We start from the raw sequence: 21,133 nt of genomic DNA, 5'->3' as shown, positions 1-21,133 counted from the left end.
TCAGGGATAAAAATTATTTTTCATACAATGTAAAAGTGATTTGATTTTGAATTACATTTGACCCGTTTAACAATTAATATTTCATTATAAAATGAAAAAATCCTTAATGACTGTTGCGGCTTTAGCGATGGTTTTAACTTTTAGCTCTTGCAAAGAAACTACTGAACAAACAACAGAGGAAACTTTAGAAGAAGCTACAGAAATCGAAGCTACTGAAGAAACAATTCCTGCTGAAGAAGTAGAAATGGAAGTAGTAAATGATTCAACCAGTGAAGTTGATATGACAGAGATTACACCGGCCGAAAATCCAGAATCTGATAAAGAATAATCTTTAAGTATATCATCCCGATACTAAATAACTAACCGTGGCCAATGCCACGGTTTTTTTGTGATAATTTTTCTGTCCAAATAGATCTAAAAAAGATTTCGAAAATGGTCAAAACCGATCTAAAATAAAAAAGCCACTCGATTTGAGTGGCTTTGAATTTAGTAGCGGGAACTGGACTCGAACCAGTGACCTTCGGGTTATGAGCCCGACGAGCTACCTACTGCTCTATCCCGCGATATTGGACGGCAAATATAATATCATTTTTAGGATTACACCAAACTTTTTTGATAAAAATTTTAATGGGAAATCCAATGAATTGCTTCGAGCCTGTCCTTCAGCTCAAAAGACTCCACTTTAGTACTAACAAATATGTCATTCACGTCCATAACACCCCTGATCCATGTGAGATCTGTTACTACCGCCATCTTATTAATCTGGTGAGAATTTTGAAATTTGAATTGAAGGTCTTTCAAAAGTAACTTTAAAGGCACCTCATTACCTGGCATAATTTCACAAAAGAGGTTTATGTTATCATGCTCTTCCAGTTTCTTCTCTATACGGGAGTGAAATTCCTGAATATATTCTTTGGTGACATCCTTATCTACCATAATGCCAACTATATGGCCCGCAAGTTCAAAACTTTTTATCATAACTACAATTAGCTTTAATCTAAAAGTAGCATTTATTTTGGGTTTTCCCTAAAAAAGCCTTGATTACTGCTCTATGTCAGACGCTTGGAATTCAATGAGTTCACCATCTTCAAAGGCAACCCTGAATTCGATAGGGCGGCAGCAGACCTCGCAATCCTCTATATAGGTTTGCTGAGAGACAGATGGATCTAAAAGTACCGAGATCTCTTCCCAGCAATAAGGACATTGAAAAAAATGTTCGAACATAAACTATAACTCTACATTCAATAACTGCCCCGTCAATTGAAGCACCTGCAGCTCGGCTAGTTTAGCGTCATATTTAGCGAGATTCAGACTTGTTCGTGCATCCAGAAGATTTATCTGCGCCTGCCTGAACTCGATCGAGGTGATCCTACCAAGCTTATACTGCTCCTGAGACCGGTTAAAGTTATCGAGGTTAGTATCTACATTTTGCTGTTGTACCTTCAAAATATAAAGTTTATTGCGATAATTACCCAACGCATTGGCAATATCTCTTTTTACCTCGCTTTCAATTTGTTGTTTTCTTATTTCCTGGCTTTGATACCTGATCTTGGAATTCTGAATTAGTACATTGGTTCTACCACTATCAAAAATATCCCATCTAAGGCTTACTCCAGCAGCGAAACCATCGGCTGTAGTAGTAGATCCGGGAAAGAAGGCCGTAGCGGCACTTCTATTCCGATTCCATCCGTAGGAACCCGTTAAGTCCACAGTTGGAAGATATCCGCTTTTACTAATCTTGATATCATAATCGCTAATCTCAAGATTCTGTTCTATTTGAAGTAGCGAAACATTGTTTATTTCAGCTTCGTCCACAAAACTCTCCAATTCGAGTTCTGAAACAAAATTTACCGTGGTATCAACCTGAAACTGATTATCATTGATTTCCCTGTTCAACAAAACATTAAGATCCCTCTTTGTATTTCTCAATTGTTGTTCAGTTTCAATCAACGCGATACTATCGTTATTCACATCTACTCTGGCATTCAAAACCACCAGATTATTCGCCTGTCCGTACTCGAACTGATATTGCGCCCGCGTGACCCGGTTCTGGGATATTTCCAGAGTTTCTTCAAGAACGTCAATATTTTCAGATAATCGTGCTACTTCATAATACACGCTCATGATCTGTAAGATGCTATTCTCCACTGTTTCCCTGGCATCTAGCTGGGAAAGGTCATATTGTTCCTTAAGGCTCTTATAATTATAATACCGGCCAAGACCATCAAAAAGGGTATACCCCAAATTTATAGAGGCATTATACCTGTTGCTTTCTATTCCCTGCTGATCAACTATATCTCCATTTTCAGGCTCGGTTATCCTGTCATTCAGATCATAGTTGGCACCGGCCAAACCGGTAAGTGTTGGCAGGTATCCGGAATTCCAGATACTCTGGTTATTATCTGCGATCTCTACCTCATTATTCGCGAGTCTAATTCCGAAATTTTCTTCCAGTGCCCTGGCAATTACTTCTTCTTTGGTTAACACTTGCTCCTGAGACCATACAGAACCGAAAGTGAGAATAGTAAGAATGAGGAGTGATCTATGTAGTACTTTCATGCGCTGCTTCTTCTTTTTTCTCTTTTATAGCTCTTTCCATATCTTCTTTAGAAGGTCTTTCCCCTGTTTTAAGCCATCTTCCCCCTACTTTAATGCTGTTCGTTATTGAGATCAACAAGGGTAATAATAACAGGGTTAAAATAGTTGCTATTGCGATACCATATGAAATCGAGATCGCCATTGGTTTAAGGAACTGTGCCTGCCTGCTCTTTTCCAGTAGTAACGGAGCCAAACCGGCTATAGTGGTCAGGGATGTTAAAAATATAGCTCTGAATCTCGACTTTCCGGCTTCAAATAAAGCTTTTTTAAAGTCCATGCCTTCCCGCAGATAACTGTTATATTTTCCTATTAACACCAGGCCGTCATTTACCATGATTCCTACTAGCGCGATGATCCCCAATGCCGAAAGCACATTGATTGGAAAATCATGTAACCAGTGTCCCCAGGCTACGCCAATAATACTGAAAGGAATCATAATCATTAATAACAATGGCTGACTGTAACTTCTGAATGTGAAAGCAATGGTCGCATAAATAAGGAAAAGGATGACCGGAATCACTGCCGCGGCAGAGCTCGATAGCTTTGAAGCCTCCCTGTTCTGTCCTTCATAGGATACACTAATACTAGGATATTTCTCAAGAATTGGCGGCATCACATTCGCCTTGATGTCTTCCAGGATCTCTGTAGAACTACCATTAGGATCTTCCATATCTGCAGAAACCCTGATCTCACGCATTCCGTCGAGGTGACTTATAGACTCAGTCCCTCTTACTATCTCGTAATCTGCGATCTCATCGAAAGGAACTCTTTCCCCGGAAGGGGTTACCAATCTCAATTCGTCAAGATCATTAATAGAAGACCTGTTTTCAAGATCATATCTAACCCAGACTCTTATTTCATCCTGTCCACGCTGAAACCTTTGTGCCTGGGCACCGAAGAATCCGTTTCTTATCTGGCGCATAACTTCTCCCAGGTCTAAACCAAGAGCATAAGCATTATCTTTTAATTGTACATTGATCTCCTTGATCCCTTGTGGGTCGTTATCTGTTACATCTTTAAGCAAGGAATTATTTTCGAAATTCTCTTTTAATTCTTCCTTTGCTGCTTCCAATTCACTAAGGTTATTTCCCAACAGCGATACTGAAACCGGAGAACCTCCAAAATTACCTCCTGAACCAAAGGTGAGGTTTTCAACCCCGAAGACCGGACCTACTTCGTCCCTTATGGCATTTGTGATCTCTGGTGAACCAAAGTCACGTTCTTCCCCGGGCAAAAGGTTCACCTGCAATGATGCCTTATTGTTACCAGGCCCTACCCGTTTTATAATATTTTCAACAACCTGCTTATTGCCGGTTTGATTTTCGGTATATTCTTCATTCACTCTCCAGGCGGCAGCTTCAACCATAGAAATTATAGAATCGGTCCTTGCCGGGTTTACACCTTCAGGCATTAAAAGATCTATACTTACCCTGTCACTGGCAATACTCGGGAATAAGGTTACCCTTATCCAGTTTCCACCAATAGCGCCTATGGTTAATACAAGTACCACTATCAAAATACAAAGCGACAATACCTGCTGGTTAAGTACAAACTTAAGTGTAGGACTGTAAACCCTGTCTCGCATATAAGCCATGGCTCGATCACCATACTTATTTATCACCTTCATTTTCGCGAAGAACTTCGCCAAACCTTTTTTAGGCTGTCCATTAGGCTCAGGTCTCCTCAAAGCCTTTGAATGAGCAATATGAGCCGGCAGAATAATTAGAGCCTCAATTAATGAGATCACCAGGGTTAAAATAACTACGGTAGAAACTTCCCCGAAAAATTCCCCTATCCGGCTGTCCAGAAATAGGAAAGTTGAAAAAGCAAGAACAGTGGTTATGATCGCAGAAAGTATTGGCGGAACTACCTCCATAGTTCCATCCATTGCAGCCCTAATGGGGCTTTTACCCATTTCTGAATGCTGAAAGATATTTTCTGAGATCACAATTCCATCATCTACCAGGATCCCGATTACAATGATCATCCCAAATAGAGAAAGCACATTTATGGTCACCCCCAGAGAACCTGCAAATATGAACATTCCCAGGAATGCAATTGGAAGTCCGAAAGCTACCCAGAAAGCCAGTCTGATGTTCAGAAAAAGTGAAAGAAAGAACAGCACCAGTAACATTCCCATGATCCCGTTCTCAACCAGTAGTTGCGTACGCTGATTTAAAGTAATAGACTGGTCATTCACCACGTTCAACTGAACATTGCTATTCTTCTGGTTAAAAGTTTCTACATACTCATTGATCTTCTCAGCCGTAGCCAATAGATCCTCGCTACTGGTATTACTAACCCCGATATTAACCGCTACATTACCATTAAAATAGAGTGCGTTAGGAGTTTCTGAGAACTGATCTTTAACAGTCGCGATCTCACCAAGTCTTACGATCTCACCAGTAGAACTTGATTTTAGCACAATATCATTGAGGGCATCGGCATAATACGCCCTGTTGTTAGCACGTATCAGGTAATCTTCAGCATCTGTTTTAATCGTACCACCTGTAGAAAGTATATTCGAATTTCTAACTGCCTGCGCTACCTCTTCAAAAGTTAAGTTATATCCTAGAAGATCATTCTGGCTTACTGCGATCTCGATCTCCTCCTCCGGAAACCCAGAAATACTTATCTGTGAAACTCCGTCAAGCAGCCTCAGATCGTTCTCAATTTGCTGACTTATTTCTTTTAAGTTGGCTAATGGAACATTTTCTCCACTCACCGCAAAATTGATGGTTTCCCTGATAAACTCCTGCTTAGAAACCACCAGTGGTTCCATACCACCGGGAAAAGTTGGAACACGGTCTACCGCATTCTTCACTTCGGTAAGCATGGCATCTATATTCTCACCCCTTTCGATCTCAACAGTAATAGAACCTCCACTTTCACGTGCAACCGAGGTTACCCGGTCTATTCCTTCAAGCCCCTTTAAGTTATCTTCGATCTTAAGAATGATACCTTCTTCTATTTCTTCTGGAGCAGAACCTGGATAGGCAATATTAATATTTATGACCCTGGAATCCTGAAGGGGAAAAAATGAAGATTTCATATTCATGATCCCGATGATCCCAAAGATCACAAAGGCCATGATCACGATATTAACCGCAACCCCGAATTTTATAAAGTAATTGATTAACTTTCTCAAGACTGTTCCTTTTTAAGCAGATCCTTCTGACCTTCGATCTTTACCAGCATCCCTGAATATGCACCCGGAACGTTAGCAGAAAGAATCTTTGTGCCGTCTTCAAGCCCTTTGATCACAACCGTGTTATTTGTAAAATAGACCGGGTCAATATCCACAAGATTTAGAGTACTGTCTCTTACCACAAAAACCTTTGATCTGTCAACTAAAAGCTCTCTGGGTATCTCTATCGCGTTCTTTTCTTCCTTTGCATCTACATGAGCTTCCAGGTACATACCCTCGCTTAAATCTGGGTTTTCGATTTTGATGAACACACGAATACTTTGAGTTTCCTGGTTTACCTTACCGTTGATACGGCTCACCGTTCCGTCAAAAGTTTTTGTGCCTTCAAGATTCTGAAGTTCCACAGACTTCCCTATCTCCAGAACATCGCTAAATTTTTTAGCGATAGAAACCTCAAGTTCATAAACACTCGGATCTATATATTCTCCCAGTTTCTGTCCTGGACGAATCAGGGTTCCTTTGTTCACCAAAGCTTCGGTAAGAATCCCATCGTATGGGGCAATAATGGTATATTTTGAAAGCCTTTCTTCAAGGTTTTTTACATTATAATAAGCTGATACTATTCCGCGACCCGTAATAAAATATTGCTCTTGCTGAGTTTTAGTTTCAGGCAACGGTGGAACCGGTTTATCCATATTGAAACTATTCAGGTAGGCTTCCCATTTCTTAAAAGCTTCTGGATAATCCAGCCTTAGATCTGGCATTATGGAAGTAATATTATTATAGAGTTCACTTTTGGCAGATTGCACGCTGGCGCCATATTCTTCGGAATCTATACTCAGCAACACCTGTCCTTTTCTGAATTCCTGCCCTGGCCTGAAATCTTTACTGCTATACCTGAAAATACCCTGTACTTCTGAAAAAAGCTCTAGCCTGTGCAGCGCGGTGATATTTCCGTTGGCCGGTACTACGATTGGGACGGTCGTATTTTTAACGGTATCTATAAAGACGCTTTTCACAGTTTTATTAACCGGGGGCTTTTCCTTTACATTACTGTCTATAATTAATTTTGCGCCAAAAATTGCGGCCACAACGAGCACCACACCAAGTGCCGAAAGAATGATCTTGCGTTTATCCATAACAGTACTAGGACTAGAAGGAGTCCCTATGGTTTAATTAAAATGAAATTTTTTATTAACTGATCTGTTCGAGGTCGAGTTGGAGTACCTCCCATTCAGCCATTAGTTTCTCCAGCTTCTTTTTTGAAACGTTGTAATTATTGAGAAAATCTGGCTTGATCACCGTTGCCTCATAATTATCGGCAAGCTGTTTGTCCTTCGCTTTAAGTTCCTTTTCCAGCTTAGTGATCTTAGCCTCGGTCTTGCTAAGCCTGTTCTTTATTCTCTTAAGCTCTTTCTGATCTGTAAAGGACCTTTTTTCTGTGCTTTCTTCTTTCTTCTTCGTGGTCTTTACTTTATCACTTTTTTCAACAGCCCTCATATCGAGAAGCTTTCTCTGGTCAAGATAATAATCTATATCCCCAAGATATTCCCTGATCTTGTGATTTCTAAATTCATAGACCCTGCTGGTTAGATTTTGAAGAAAATCCCTGTCGTGAGAAACAATGATTAAAGTTCCTTCGAAATTCTTTAAAGCATCCTTAAGGACATTCTTGGATTTAATATCAAGGTGGTTGGTAGGCTCATCCATCACCATCACGTTGAAAGGCTCCAGCAACATTTTACACAGGGCAAGCCTGTTACGCTCACCACCGGAAAGTACCTTAACTTTTTTCTCTACTTCATCTCCACGGAATAAAAAGGCTCCAAGCATATCTCTAACCTTGGTCCTGTTCTTTTCGTTAGAGGCATCTTCCATGGTTTGAAGCACGGTTTTTTCTCCGTCCAGATATTCCGCCTGATTCTGCGCGAAATAACCAATTTGCACATTATGACCAAGCTTCAATTTCCCCTCGTGTTTGATCTCTCCAATTATGATCTTCGCCAGGGTTGTTTTTCCTTGACCGTTCTGCCCTACAAAAGCAATTTTACTTTGACGTTCGATCAAAAGATTTACATCTTTTAAAACTTTCTTATCACCGTAAGATTTTTCAAGATGTTCGGCCTCTATTACCACTTTCCCCGGGTTTACTGAAACAGGGAAATTCACCGACATCACCGCATTATCATCCTCATCTACCTCAATACGATCTATCTTATCAAGTTTCTTGATAAGCGATTGTGCCATGGAAGCCTTACTGGCCTTAGCACGGAATTTATCAATAAGTTTTTCGGTATTTTCTATTTCCTTTTGCTGGTTCTTCTGTGCGGCAAGTTGCTGCTCCCTTAATTCTTTTCTGAATTCAATAAATTCAGAATAAGGTTTTCTATAATCATAAATACTCCCCAGAGAGATTTCGATACTTCGGTTGGTCACGTTGTTAAGAAACATCTTATCGTGAGAAACCAGCATTACGCATCCCTGGTAATTATTCAGAAAACTTTCCAGCCAGATGATACTCTCTATATCAAGGTGGTTGGTAGGCTCATCCAGCAATAGAATATCATTATTCTGAAGAAGAAGTTTTGCAAGTTCGATCCTCATTCTCCAACCTCCGGAAAACGTTTCGGTTAACCTGTCAAAATCCTCCCTTTCAAAACCAAGACCCTGAAGAACTTTTTCGGTCTCTCCTTCATAGTTATACCCTCCAATGATCTCATATTGATGAGTAACCTCACTTAGATCCTCAATAAGTTGAGAATATGAGTCGCTTTCATAATCAGTTCGGGTAGCTAGCTGCTCATTGATCTTCTCCATTTTCCCCTCGAGCATTTTAATTTCCTCAAAGGCCTGGTGAGCTTCATCTATTACAGTCCTTCCATGTTCGAAATCAAGATCCTGTTTTAAAAAACCAATTCTTAACTCCTTGTCTTTTGCGATCTGCCCGGTATCATACTCCTGGTCTCCTGAAATGATCTTCAATAAAGTAGATTTCCCTGCACCATTTTTTCCAATAAGACCGACCCTGTCCCCGGCACCAAGCCGGAAACTAACCTCTTTAAAAAGATATTCCCCTTGAAAAGAAACTGAAAGATTATGAATATTAAGCATTAAAGCGTATTTTTTGCAAAGATGCTTAATTTTGTCATGCAAAAAAAATAAGATGAGCTTACTAAAGGGTACAAAGATTTATAGCATACTCACAGGCACATGTCCAGTATGCCAGGAAGAGAGCATGTACATTGAAAAAAATCCTTATAAGCTTAATAAGGTTTTAAAGATGCATGAAAGATGTTCCAATTGCAATACAAAATATAAGATAGAACCTTCCTTCTTTTACGGAGCTATGTATGTAAGTTATGCAGTTGGTATCGCATTTTCTGTAGCCGCTTTTATTATTGCTTATCTATTTTTCAATGCTACTTTGCTCGCATCATTTTTTGCCATCGTAGGAACTTTGGTAATTTTCATGCCGGTGATCATGCGATTATCCAGGAATATCTGGATCAATCTTTTCTTAAGCTATAAAAAAACTGCTGGCAGCAATTAATTAGACAAGAAGTGTTTTTTGGTGAATCGAGCCAGGTCAATCTCGGCATCGAGCTCGGTGGAGTTTTCAATGAAATCCATTAATGCTTTAGACATATTTGGCGCTATGAGCACCCCTCTGCTTCCAAAACCGTTACAACAATACATATTAGCAATTTCTGGATGCAGTCCCACTAGAGGCTTTCTATCTGCAACAGCGGGACGAATTCCCGCTTCCTGGTCTACCACATCAAAATCACATTTGATTATCCCCTTCAAGTCTTTCACTAATCGTTCCCTTGCTTTTGCGGTCGTCTCAGGTGTTTTATCCAGATGATCGTAGGTTGCTCCCGCTTTATAGAGATTATTCCCCAAAGGCATTAGAAAGACAGATGCTTTAACGGCAAAATCAAGCTTTAGTTCTTCGGAATAAATTGTAATATACTCTCCTTTATTGCCACGTAATGGCAAATAATTGAACCAGGGATTTTTTTTCAAGCCGAAACCTTCACAAAAGATGACCTTTTTGGCTTTTAGCCCATTATAAACAAAACATTCGTCTTGAATCTCAAGATTGGAATAATCAAAACTTTCAATTCTCAGCCTATCGTCATCTTTCAAATGTTGCCGATAACTATCCAAAAGGTTGCCTGTATCAATATTCCCGGTATGAAGAACCTTGCCAAGAGAATATTCAGCAATAAGATTAGGATTATCATTACGTTTCAATTCTGGATCCAAAAACCTGGAAAGGTTGGGTTTGTCTGAAGCGATGAACCAGTCATTCTGTTCCTCAGCAGAATGGAACCGACGATATATATTCCAATGATGAATAAGTTTCACATGGAGCTTCTGCTCTAGTTTTTCATAAAAAGGAATCGCGGTTTTCATCTGTTCAGCTGCATTCCAGGCTGGGGTAAAGCGCTTTAAAATGACCGGATTAAAAATTCCGCCCGCAACATAAGAGGAGCTTTGGGAATTATCTTCAAAAACCAGAAAACTCTTATCTCTTTTTTCCAATTCCTCAGCAACCGCAAGACCGCTTAAACCAAGACCAACAATAATATAATCCAACATGGGCTAAAGATATTAAGGTAAATGACCATTTTCAAAAATGAGCATAAAAAAAAAGCGCCTGAAAAAGGCGCTTTAAATATTATTCTATCTGAAGAGTTAGTAACTCCACATGTCCTGTTCAAAGTTTCTGATCTGTTCTTTGATACGTTGAGATTCCAGTAATTGCATAAATGCGTTATCTGCAATGTATTCATCGATCTCACGATCTCCCTGAACGTTATCTTCCTTATAGATCACTCCATCAAAACGTCTCGAATTCAAGAGATGATCGAAAGAAATAACCTGAGAGGTATTGTTCCCGGTAAATACTTTGGCATCATGAAGAACTTGTCTTGCATCTGGATACCAAACCCAGAATAATTCTACAAGGTCTGTTTGTCCAGAATCGATAAAGTTCACATCTGGAGCTACCGGAGCGATCCCTAAAAGACGATATTTCAATTCAGCTAAACGCTTATCAAAGTACCATAATCCACGGATATGATATTCGGCAATATCTGCTGAACCAAGGTCACGACGATCTATAAATTGCTCGTCTACCTGCTCACCAGCATTGTACTGCTCTATACCAAGATCTGTAGTATCAATTTTGGAAAGAGTCGCTCTGATATCCTTCAAAGTTCTTTTTTCCTGAAAATAAGAATCTGCATAAATATTCTCGATCTTTCCCTGTTTGATCGCACTTACCAGAACGTCATAAAGAGATCTTCTGTTTGATCCAATGTTATTGGTATCTATAGGATAATAAAGCGGAAAATTCACTCTTTCATCAAGGTCAATAATTTCCCAGGTCCCTTTAGACCATAGGATATCACGATCCCCAACGTAACCATATTCTAATGGCTTATCCTCTTCATCTACCATTGCCTGAGCTTCCGACTTTTTCCCGATATCTTCAGGCTTGTCGGCGTTCAGGATGTTTGCCTGACCGAAAGAAGAGACACCCACCATCATCACAAAACCATATACAAAAAATTCTTTCAAGCTCATTTTTTAATAAATTTTAGTTCGTAAGCTCAATCACTACAGGAGCAACTTTCTTAAGCTTATAGCTAGAGTTTCCTGCAAGTGAAGCTGAAATATCATAAATCTGAACTGACTCACCTCTACCGGCACGTCTTAAAGCCGCTTTAGCTCTATCGTCTAACCTGCTACCATTCACAATAATAGTTGGTTGTCCAGGTACTTTAAATTTGAATCCGGTAACATTAAGATTAAGATCGAAATCGAAATCTGGTAAACTAGCGCCAACAGTAGCGATCTCAAGACTGTTTCTTTGCATAGAAACAGAACCATCTTCACCACGAATAGTACCTACCGGTCTCGGAATATCTTTTACCCTAAAGGTCTTCTTATCTGAAACGGTCTTACCACCAGGAAGCGTACCACTTACACTAATGGTTACTTCTCTAGCCTGAAGCGTAGTTACATCCATAAGATAACTTCCAGCACCACCAGACTGTCTTAGACCAGGAGCATTCGCGCTTACGCTGCTTACCCCAGGAATAGAGATCGTCATTGGGTTTTGAACTCCACGATACACCACATTCATTTTATCTGCAGAAATTACAGCTGAATTAGGTAATGGAATTACGTTGTAAGAATCAGATATATCAATGCTCTTTAAAGTATCATTTTCCATGTACTCAAGCTTACCAGTGATCTTCTGCTCACCTACATTCCCTGCTGGAAAGTCAAGAACTACCTGACCATCTTTTAGGGTTTTTACTTCTTTTCCGTTAACAATAACGTTCTCGAATTGCAAAGTATTGTCAAAACGACCAAGAACTACTTTACCAGTAAAATTCTCACCGCTAAAGAAAGCAGGTTTGTCTGGAATAACTATAGCCTCATAATTCTTAAGAGAAACATCACTCTGTAATTGACCAGAAAGCATAGAAGAAAGTATCTCACTTTCGGTACTCTTTACGTCAGCCTGCATTTGAGTTAACTGAGTTATAGAAGCAACCAATGGAAATCCTTCAAAACGGTACTTTAACCATGGTACTTTCGCTCCTTCAACATTTTCAGGATCTGTAGCAAATTCCTTCTGAACATTTACTTTTTGAGCAATCGTATTATATCCATTATTCAGGATCTCAGAAACTCCACTTCTGTAAGCCTCTATTTGAGCAAGAAACTCCTCCCCTTTTGGAGAGATTCTACCACTCTGGAAGAACATTTCATCCATAACGGTAGACTGGTCCATTGTCTCATAATCCTTAGGGTCATTTACAGAAGCTTTTAATTCTTCTTTAATGCCTTCGATATATTGTGTAAAGTTTGAGGACAATTCATGAATTCTATCCGCATCTTTTTTAATGCTGGTATACTTTGCAGGCTGTTCCTCAACCTTAGTAGCAAGACCAGCCATTAGAGCTGAATTCCTTTCGGTATAATTCTCAGCGGTCTTATCTAGTTTTTCATTCATCAGTCCAAAAGCGGTAAGAACCTCTTTGGACATATTTAATGCCATCATGGCGATGAAAACCAGGTACATTAGGTTAATCATCTTCTGCCTTGGCGATTGTTTTCCGGATGCCATGTCTAATTAGTTGTTTTTAAATTAATATAACAGCTTAATTGAAAAATTATCAATTAGACTCTAACTTTTCCGTTCATCGCGGTCAACATTCCACCATAAACATTATTTAATGACTCCATGTTATCTGCAAGGGAATCCATCTGGGCTTTAAGCCTACCAGCATTCTCAGCAACTTCCTGATTAACTTCAGCTTGTTTAGCAGCAGATTCAACCTGAGCTTTATAAATATTATTTAAAGTTTCCATTTGTGCAGCTGCAACGCTCAATTCTTCACTGTATTTCTTTTGAGAAGCCATAGAATCTACGGTAGGGGCGATACCTTTAGCGGCTCCTTCAAAGTTCTTAATACTCTCTCCTAAAGACGCCATAAGGTTTGCATCTAGTTTAGCTTCTTTAAGCATTGCGTCAAGTTTTTTAGAAAGCATACCTTCAGCTTCTTTTTCTTCAGCAACTACTGCAGTTCTATTTCTTCCAGGTCCTCCAGCTAATTCTGGATATACTAAAGACCAGTCTAATTCGTCATCTACCGGCTCAAATGCTGAATATGCGAATACCAAGGCTTCTACGATAAGTCCAGCGATAAGCATTGGATTACCACCCGGCCAGTGCATGATTTTAAAAAGGGCACCTAGAATAACTATAGATGCTCCCAGACCATACACCATATTGGTCACTTTTTTTGTTGATCTTGAATTTGCCATAACTCTAATGTTTAGATTTTCTTAGTTGATTTTATTGATAGGTTTAAGTTCCAATTTTTATTATGGATTTTTTTGATTCAAAGTAACATCGGTTCCAAGATAATCCTGAACTGTTCTAAATCCAATGTAACTTCTCGCTGAGTCCATATACTCATAATCCCTTGAACTTACTTGCAGGAAGTAAGCTACGTCTTTCCATGATCCTCCACGAACCACTTTTCTACGATCTTCAGGGTTATTCACTGTTGGGTTCATTGTAGACATATACTCATAAGATCCCGGATCGTATGAAGAATCTACCCATTCTGCTACGTTACCTGCCATGTTATATAATCCGTAATCATTAGGATCATAAGATTTAGCTTCTACAGTATAAAGAGCCTGATCTGCTGCATAGTCACCACGCAATGGCTTAAAGTTCGCCATAAAACATCCACGATCATTAAGGGTATAAGGTCCACCCCAAGGGTAAGATGCTCCTTCAAGACCACCTCTGGCGGCATATTCCCACTCACCTTCTGTAGGTAATCTGTAGGTTGGAACATTCTCATCACCTTTTTCACGACGGAAGTCGTTATGATATTTTGTTCTCCATTGAGTAAATGCTCTTGCCTGTTTCCAGGAAACACCTACTACTGGATAATCATCGAATGCGCTATGCCAGAAGTAATCATTATGCATAGGCTCGTTGTAAGAATAGTTAAAATCTTTGATCCAAACAGTAGTATCTGGATAGATCGCTACTTCTTCTTTTTTAATAAAATCGCTACGATCACCATTTTTTCTTGCTGCCGCCTGAATATCCATGTAAGTATACTTGAATTTCAGTTTTTTAACATCAATAGTACGCTGACCATTGTAAACCTCATCCATAGGAATGTACATAGAGTCCATCACCTCTGCATAATAAACATCAGGATAATCTTCGGTATCCCAGATAATATCAACGTCGGTGTTTAGCTTTCTATTTTCGTAATCATCAGTTGGACCACCCTGACCATAAGTGTTCAGCATGTATTCCTGATATGGAGTAAGATTATCTGGATCGGAATCTGCAAAAGCAAATTCTCCAATTCCATCATCTCCGGGAACAGCACCCTGAAGTTCAGCCATAATAGCCAAATTAACCCGAACGATCGAGTCTCTTACATCTTCAACAAACTGCCTGTACTCTGAATTTGTGATTTCTGTTTCGTCCATGTAAAAGGAGCGAACAGTAACTGTTTTTGGCGGTGCATTCTTTTGACCGGCAATATCATCATCAGATTTACCCATAATGAATGCGCCTCCAGGAATCAATGTCATACCATAAGGCTTCTCCGGATTCCACTTCTTCCCCTCCGCACCTACAAGCTGTCCACGATCACCTCCACCACAGCTAGAAAGCAAGGCCAGAACAGCAATGAGCGAAATATACTTCTTCATAATTATCTTAGGTTAAGACATTTTGATTTACGGCAGTAAACCTATCTAATTATTTTTTAAAAAACAATATTTCAGATAAAAATACAGTAAATCAGAATAATGTCTGATATATTTTTTTTAGACTTCGTTTTTTCTTTTTGCTTTATACCAGCGTTCCGGGATCACCTGATTGCACGCTTCTAGATAATCTTCTTCGCTGCAAGGTAATAACGTATGCCTTTTTAATTTAGTATTCACATTCGATAAAAATGGAATTTCTATCCACCACCGGCCACTCACAGGGCTTTTAAAAAAAACAAGCACCTCATCATCGATAGGAACCTGATATTTAATAAACTCTTTTTTGGCAGAAATAGTATTTTCATTTGTACGATAATTCACACCTTCGATAAAATACCAGATAATTTGGGCAATCAGCATATTGGCCAGATCTCCTAATTTATCCTGATATTCATAAATCCCAAATGACGATACCTTATCGCTGATACCTGCATATCTGGAAAGCGCGCAGATCTCCCGCCCATTAAATCCATTAGGCGAATTGAAATACGCAGAGTTCATTGAGCCCGAATCAACCGCTCCAAGGTCCAGACCTACCAGATTGGCACTTCTGAAAATAGGCTCCATCAAGGCAATATCTGAAGTTACCTCTCCTAACCGATAAGCCTCGAAAAATAACCTTTCCATCAATTCAATTTCATCCTGCGAATTAAAATAGGTTTGATATCCAACAGCAGAATAATTAAATAAATTATAAGGTTGATCAACTACGATTTTTCCTACATAAGATTGATTGGAAATCATTTTTTCAGCGTCACCCAGGTCAAATCTTTTATCAATATTAACCAGGTTAACCATTTGATCCAAATTATCATAAGCTCTGTACTGAGCATAGATCAGATCCTGGCCTCCACCAAGAATGATTGGTACTATATCTTGCTTTATAAGACTTTCAACGAGATTCTGAACAGCAAAATAAGTATCTTCTACAGTTGCGCCGGGTTCAATATCTCCTAAATCTGCAAGTTTTAACTTCCAGTTTCCAGGAAATAAGCTATAAAACTGCCTTCTTAAGTGAAAGAAATCAGGTGCATTTTCAGGTCTAACCGCTCTTCTATTCTCACGAACTGCAAAGATAGCTACATTAACGCCTTCCATTTCGGGAATTCCCGATCTCTCGGTATGAAGTCGAATATTAGCACCTATGGTTTGAGGATTTAAACTCTTGATCTCATCCAGCAATTCATCATTTACCGGACTAAGAAAATCGAACTCCATACTTTATTTCTTTTTCGTGGTTTTCTTTTTGGTCGTTTTCTTCTTTGCTGCAGGCTTCTTCTTTTTCTTGGTATTCTTCTCGATGATCTCCTTCACCTCCTCCAAAGTAAGTTCTTCAGCCTTTGTGGTTTTTGGCAATTCAACCTTCGTTTTACCTTTTATAACATTGAATCTGCCCCATCTGGCCTTCTCCACTCTTATACCTTCTTCTTCCCAGTGATGAATAAGTTTTTCCCGCTCTTTACGCAACTTATCCTCGATAAGTTCCTCAATATCGTTATCTGAAAGATTGTCGAAATCATATTTTTTGTTCACGTTTATGAACATATTGTTCCACTTCAAATATGGTCCAAATCTTCCTACACCTTTTTGAACAGGCATTTCCTTATATTCATAGATAGGAGCATCTGCCTTCTCTTTCTCTTTAATAAGCTCCATAGCTCGATCAAAATCGACATTTAACGGATCCTCTCCTTTCTCTAATGAAACGAAGGTTTTTCCGAATCTTACATATGGACCGTATCTTCCGTTATTCACCTCAACATTTTCGCCTTTATATTCTCCTAATTTCTTAGGTAACTGAAACAGATCCATCGCTTCCTCATAAGTAAGGGTTTCCATACTCTGGTCTGGACTCAGGCTGGCAAATTTTGGTTTTTCGTCATCTTCTACGCTACCAATTTGAACCATCGGCCCAAATTTCCCTAATCTTACACTTACCGGTTTTCCACTCTCGGGATCCTCTCCTAAGATTCTCTCTCCTACTTCCCTGTCGGCATTTTTAGCAACATCCTGAACATGCGGATGGAAATCCTTGTAGAATTCCTTCATCATCGCTGTCCACTCTTCATTCCCTTCGGCGATATTATCAAAGCTTTCCTCTACTTTTGCAGTGAAATTATAGTCTAAGATATTTGAGAAGTGATTTACAAGAAAATCATTTACCACCATCCCGGTGGCAGTAGGCACCATCTTACCTTTGTCACTACCAACGGTTTCGGTTAAAGTTTTCTCAGAAAGCTTGTCATTTTTAAGTTCGAACTGAACATAATCTCTCTCGGTTCCATCTACAGAACCCTTTTCTATATAATTTCTACTCTGTATAGTTGAAATTGTTGGAGCATATGTTGACGGTCTACCAATCCCCAATTCTTCAAGTTTTTTAACTAAAGAAGCTTCGGTATATCTATAAGGTGGCCTGGTAAATCTTTCGGTAGCCGTTATGTATTCATTATTAAGAGGCTGACTCACTTTTAAGGCAGGCAGCATTCCGCTTTGCTCTTCATCTTCCTCATCGCTTCCTTCAAGGTAAACCTTTAGAAAACCATCAAATTTCAACACCTCTCCGTTAGCAGTAAAATGATTATCATGTTTATCTGCCTCGATCTTTACATTAGTTCTTTCCAATTGAGCGTCGCTCATTTGAGATGCGATCGCTCTCTTCCAGATAAGCTCGTATAATCTCTGTTGATCTCTATCTGCTGAAATACTATGCTTGGCAAAATTCGTAGGACGAATTGCCTCGTGAGCTTCCTGAGCCCCTTTAGTCTTTCCTTTGAACTGACGGGTTTTCGAATATTTATCGCCGTAAGCCTTTAGGATTTCTTCCTTAGCTCCTTTTCTAGCGTCTTCAGAAAGGTTTACACTATCTGTTCTCATATAAGTAATATGACCGGCTTCATATAAACGCTGAGCCATGGTCATGGTCTTACTTACCGAGAAATAAAGTTTTCTCGCAGCTTCCTGCTGTAAAGTTGAAGTGGTAAACGGTGGCGCCGGATTCTTCTTGGCTGGTTTTGTTGTAAGATCTGCAACCTTGAAGTTTGCACCTATATTCTCTTTAAGAAACTTTTCAGCTTCCTCTTTTGTATCAAAATTCTTCGGGATCTTCGCTTTAAATGTTTTACCGTCTTCGGTAGAAAATTCAGCATCTATTCTATAAGAAGCCTGTGGATTAAAATCCTGGATCTCACGTTCCCGCTCAACAATTAGTCTAACCGCAACAGATTGCACCCGTCCTGCAGAAAGACCTCCCTTCACCTTTCTCCATAAAACCGGAGAAAGCTCATAACCAACCAACCTGTCTAAAACTCTCCTGGCCTGTTGAGCATTTACCAGATTATAATCTATAGATCTTGGATTGTCTATCGCACGAAGAATAGCAGATTTTGTGATCTCGTGAAAAACAATACGTTTGGTCTTATCTTTATCAAGCTTCAGCTCCTCTGCCAAATGCCAGGCAATAGCTTCTCCCTCACGGTCTTCATCACTCGCCAGCCAGACCATTTCTGCATCCTTAGCAAGCCCTTTTAATTTGCGAACAACATCCTTCTTATCTTTAGATACAATATATTTAGGCGTGAAATCTCCCTCGGTGTCTACACCAATCTCCTTGGTAGGCAAATCTGCGATATGCCCAAAACTGGAAGCGACCTTATAGTCCTTTCCAAGAAACTTTTCTATAGTTTTAGCCTTCGCAGGAGACTCAACAATCACTAAATTCTTAGCCATAAATTTGTCGGTTTGTAAGTGCAAAAGTATATCAAATTTTTCTTCTGCCCGTTAAACTTGCTTTAAAACCAAAGAACGATGCCTTGAAAACCCCGAATTTGATACTATTCAGGGATTCAAAATAAATTAAGGAAGTAAGATTTTAATTACCCGTTAAAGATTATTCTGTATAAAAAAATATGGAAGAGGCTCCCTGCAGTTCGTATTTAAGATCTGGAGAAATATTTCCGGAAACCGAAGTTGCATCGTTGAAGGCAAGTATTCTACCATTATTATTTAGCGCTTCTGCAACAAAGATGACATTATAATTAGAGTCATAAACCACGTTCACAGGGTTTCCTAATAAAGTATTACTCCCTGAAATTCTTAACTGATCATCACTAACGATAAAACCTCCATTCACCGTATTTGAAAATTTTTCATCGAAATTCTGAATAATATGTAATCCACCATCTGAACTCGATTCTGGTTCACCTATATCGGAAAGCACCATGGTCCCGTTATCATAATCTAAACCATGAGAACGCACCAAGCCCTGGATCGCGACGATCTTATCTGCAGTAACAATACGATTCATCATATTTGAATTTAGAAAATTGCGATAAACTGCCAGTTTATTGGTTTCATCCACCGCCAGGTACAAATCATTATTCACGAATTCTATTCCCCAAACCTTAAATTTGGTCTGAACCACATTTCGTAAAATGAAATTATCTGCGGTCTTTCTGTAAATATAAAGTCGACCCTCTGGAGTTGTCTCATCCTCATCAAGATCTGTATTATCTGAAACCACATAAAACTCTCCACTTACCGCAAGATCTCTGGGGTTTTCCAGGTCTTCATCACCAAAAATATGGGTTTCGGGATTTTTTGTTCCGCCATCACCCAGTGAACTTATGTCTTCATAAGACTCCAAACGATTTGCAGATCTTGAGACTATTGTAAAGGCATCTTCATTTGAAGAGAAAAAAATCCCTTCTGAATCTGAAGATGAATTCGCATATTTTGTAACAATCCCGGTATTAATATCATACCTATTTACATCACCATTATGAGAAGTAGCATATAAATGGGCAATTTGAGAAGTGATCACTCTTCTATTCTGGTCATCATCACTACTACAGGAAGCAACTATTAACAATATAAGTACAGGAAGAAATAATTCTGATCTTTTCAAAACCTTAAATTTTTCACGAATATATAACGCAAACTTTCAATATGGTCTGTGAGCGTTAAATATCTGTTATTTGAAATTATCTTAACGCAAAAATCTATCCGTATTGTTCATATTATCTCAAAAGCGATCAATATGAGCAATAAAAACAAAGTAGCTGTGATCACAGGAGCAAGCAGCGGAATTGGTGAGGCGATCGCCAGAAAATTATCCTCAGAAAATTATGTAGTAGTTCTGGCCAGCAGGAGCCTGGAGAAACTAAAAGAAATACAGAAAGATCTTAAGGGTGAGAGTATGGTTGTGGAACTGGACGTTACCAGCACAGAAAGCGTGAGTAAAGCCTTCAACGAAATCTCCGAAAAATACAGTAGCATCGATATCCTTATAAATTCAGCAGGTATCATGCCTCTTACCTATCTCAAGAACAGACACCTTGACGAATGGCTTAACACGATTGAAGTGAATGTAAAAGGAGTGTTGCGTTGTATTTATTCAGCCCTCCCACATATGGAAAAGCAAAAAGGCGGGCATATTGTAAACATCGCTTCTGTAGATGGAAAAGAGATCTTTGCCGGAGGAGCTGTATATGGCGCATCGAAGGCGGCGGTAATAGAATTATCTAAAGCTATGAGAATGGAACTTTCTCCAGAATACAATATTAGAGTAACTGCTATTGAACCTGGAACGGTAGAAACCGATCTTAGAAATGATATAACAGATAAAGAATTACTGGACGACAAGGACTATGGAGGAGATGAGTCTAAACTTAAACCAGAAAATATTGCAGATGCAGTTTTCTATGCGATCTCACAGCCAGATTCTGTAAATGTGAATGAATTATTAGTAAAGCCAACGGGAAAATCCTGAATTGGTAGATACAAAAAATTAGAAAAGAATATTATGAATTTAGGACATGTATTAAAATTAGCAGGAAAATTTGTAGCCCGGGGATTTATCTTCAAAGCGGGTAAGAAAGCGGCTTTAAAAGGTGGAAAAGTTGGGATTGGAGCAGCCTCATTACTTGCAGGTGGCTATATGGCATATTCTCTTTTGCAGAAAAGAGAAGAAAAGATGAAATCTAAAAAACGCATCGCCAAAGCAAAAAAAGCGAACAAAGAAACAATTATAGTATAGTTGCTTAATTTAAA

The 21,133-nt window shown here is 39.2% G+C and carries 18 protein-coding genes and 1 tRNA gene; 4 read left to right on the top strand and 15 right to left on the bottom strand.

The genetic code is table 11. The features are described from left to right. Nucleotides 1–91 precede the first annotated feature (91 nt). On the top strand, nt 92–328 hold the full coding sequence (locus G3I01_RS06815; protein WP_219552226.1) for a hypothetical protein: 237 nt from the start codon (nt 92–94) through the stop codon (nt 326–328). Between the two features lie 162 nt (nt 329–490). On the opposite strand, the gene G3I01_RS06810 is transcribed toward G3I01_RS06815, so the two are convergent. The 7 genes from G3I01_RS06810 to G3I01_RS06780 all read right to left on the bottom strand — a co-directional run bounded on the left by G3I01_RS06810 (nt 491) and on the right by G3I01_RS06780 (nt 8,857). Next, nucleotides 491–563 (bottom strand) — tRNA-Met (locus G3I01_RS06810). A 61-nt stretch (nt 564–624) separates the two neighbouring features. Continuing rightward, nucleotides 625–978 carry an STAS/SEC14 domain-containing protein gene (locus G3I01_RS06805; protein WP_219552224.1) on the bottom strand — a complete coding sequence of 118 codons (354 nt, stop codon included), beginning with the start codon at nt 976–978 and terminating at the stop codon, nt 625–627. Nucleotides 979–1,041: 63 nt separating this feature from the next. Continuing rightward, nucleotides 1,042–1,224 (bottom strand): CPXCG motif-containing cysteine-rich protein, encoded by a 183-nt coding sequence (locus G3I01_RS06800; protein ID WP_219552223.1) that lies wholly within the window; start codon nt 1,222–1,224, stop codon nt 1,042–1,044. 3 nt (nt 1,225–1,227) lie between these two features. Further along, nucleotides 1,228–2,559, bottom strand: coding sequence for a TolC family protein (locus G3I01_RS06795; RefSeq protein ID WP_219552222.1), 1,332 nt, complete (start codon nt 2,557–2,559; stop codon nt 1,228–1,230). Then, nucleotides 2,543–5,746, bottom strand: a complete 3,204-nt coding sequence (locus G3I01_RS06790; RefSeq protein WP_219552221.1) for an efflux RND transporter permease subunit — start codon at nt 5,744–5,746, stop codon at nt 2,543–2,545. Before G3I01_RS06790 ends, G3I01_RS06795 begins: the two co-directional genes overlap by 17 nt. Further along, nucleotides 5,743–6,885 carry an efflux RND transporter periplasmic adaptor subunit gene (locus G3I01_RS06785; protein WP_219552220.1) on the bottom strand — a complete coding sequence of 381 codons (1,143 nt, stop codon included), beginning with the start codon at nt 6,883–6,885 and terminating at the stop codon, nt 5,743–5,745. Before G3I01_RS06785 ends, G3I01_RS06790 begins: the two co-directional genes overlap by 4 nt. A gap of 55 nt (nt 6,886–6,940) precedes the next feature. Next, entirely contained in the window at nt 6,941–8,857 is a 1,917-nt protein-coding gene (locus G3I01_RS06780) for an ABC-F family ATP-binding cassette domain-containing protein (protein WP_219552218.1), read from the bottom strand. A 52-nt stretch (nt 8,858–8,909) separates the two neighbouring features. On the opposite strand from G3I01_RS06780, the gene G3I01_RS06775 reads away from it, so the two are divergent. Further along, a complete protein-coding gene (locus G3I01_RS06775; RefSeq protein ID WP_219552217.1) occupies nt 8,910–9,296 on the top strand; it encodes a DUF983 domain-containing protein in 387 nt (128 codons plus the stop codon). Here G3I01_RS06775 and G3I01_RS06770 read toward each other — a convergent pair. From G3I01_RS06770 to G3I01_RS06735, 8 genes are all read right to left on the bottom strand, one after another. Beyond that, nucleotides 9,293–10,351: an FAD-dependent oxidoreductase gene (locus tag G3I01_RS06770; protein ID WP_219552216.1), complete on the bottom strand. Its 1,059-nt coding sequence runs from the start codon at nt 10,349–10,351 to the stop codon at nt 9,293–9,295. The genes G3I01_RS06775 and G3I01_RS06770 overlap by 4 nt on opposite strands. Nucleotides 10,352–10,447: 96 nt before the next feature. Further along, complete coding sequence (gldN, locus tag G3I01_RS06765; RefSeq protein ID WP_219552214.1) at nt 10,448–11,341, bottom strand: gliding motility protein GldN; 894 nt, start codon at nt 11,339–11,341, stop codon at nt 10,448–10,450. A 13-nt stretch (nt 11,342–11,354) separates the two neighbouring features. Then, complete coding sequence (gene gldM, locus G3I01_RS06760) at nt 11,355–12,896, bottom strand: gliding motility protein GldM (protein ID WP_219552213.1); 1,542 nt, start codon at nt 12,894–12,896, stop codon at nt 11,355–11,357. A gap of 53 nt (nt 12,897–12,949) precedes the next feature. Beyond that, nucleotides 12,950–13,597: a gliding motility protein GldL gene (gldL, locus tag G3I01_RS06755; protein ID WP_219552212.1), complete on the bottom strand. Its 648-nt coding sequence runs from the start codon at nt 13,595–13,597 to the stop codon at nt 12,950–12,952. Nucleotides 13,598–13,657: 60 nt separating this feature from the next. Further along, entirely contained in the window at nt 13,658–15,022 is a 1,365-nt protein-coding gene (gldK, locus tag G3I01_RS06750; protein ID WP_219552211.1) for a gliding motility lipoprotein GldK, read from the bottom strand. A gap of 117 nt (nt 15,023–15,139) precedes the next feature. Then, nucleotides 15,140–16,300, bottom strand: coding sequence for a formimidoylglutamase (locus tag G3I01_RS06745; RefSeq protein WP_219552209.1), 1,161 nt, complete (start codon nt 16,298–16,300; stop codon nt 15,140–15,142). A gap of 3 nt (nt 16,301–16,303) precedes the next feature. Then, nucleotides 16,304–18,811 carry a type I DNA topoisomerase gene (topA, locus tag G3I01_RS06740; protein WP_219552208.1) on the bottom strand — a complete coding sequence of 836 codons (2,508 nt, stop codon included), beginning with the start codon at nt 18,809–18,811 and terminating at the stop codon, nt 16,304–16,306. Between the two features lie 160 nt (nt 18,812–18,971). Further along, nucleotides 18,972–19,988, bottom strand: coding sequence for a hypothetical protein (locus G3I01_RS06735; RefSeq protein ID WP_219552207.1), 1,017 nt, complete (start codon nt 19,986–19,988; stop codon nt 18,972–18,974). Between the two features lie 132 nt (nt 19,989–20,120). Between G3I01_RS06735 and G3I01_RS06730 the strand changes: the two genes are divergently transcribed. Continuing rightward, nucleotides 20,121–20,852 (top strand): SDR family oxidoreductase, encoded by a 732-nt coding sequence (locus G3I01_RS06730; protein WP_219552206.1) that lies wholly within the window; start codon nt 20,121–20,123, stop codon nt 20,850–20,852. 33 nt (nt 20,853–20,885) lie between these two features. Further along, nucleotides 20,886–21,119, top strand: coding sequence for a hypothetical protein (locus G3I01_RS06725; RefSeq protein WP_219552204.1), 234 nt, complete (start codon nt 20,886–20,888; stop codon nt 21,117–21,119). Nucleotides 21,120–21,133: the final 14 nt, after the last annotated feature.

This window comes from Gramella sp. MT6 (assembly GCF_019357415.1).
GTDB lineage: Bacteria > Bacteroidota > Bacteroidia > Flavobacteriales > Flavobacteriaceae > Christiangramia.
Note: the sequence above shows the minus strand (reverse complement) of the source record. Positions and strands in the feature narration are given on the sequence as shown.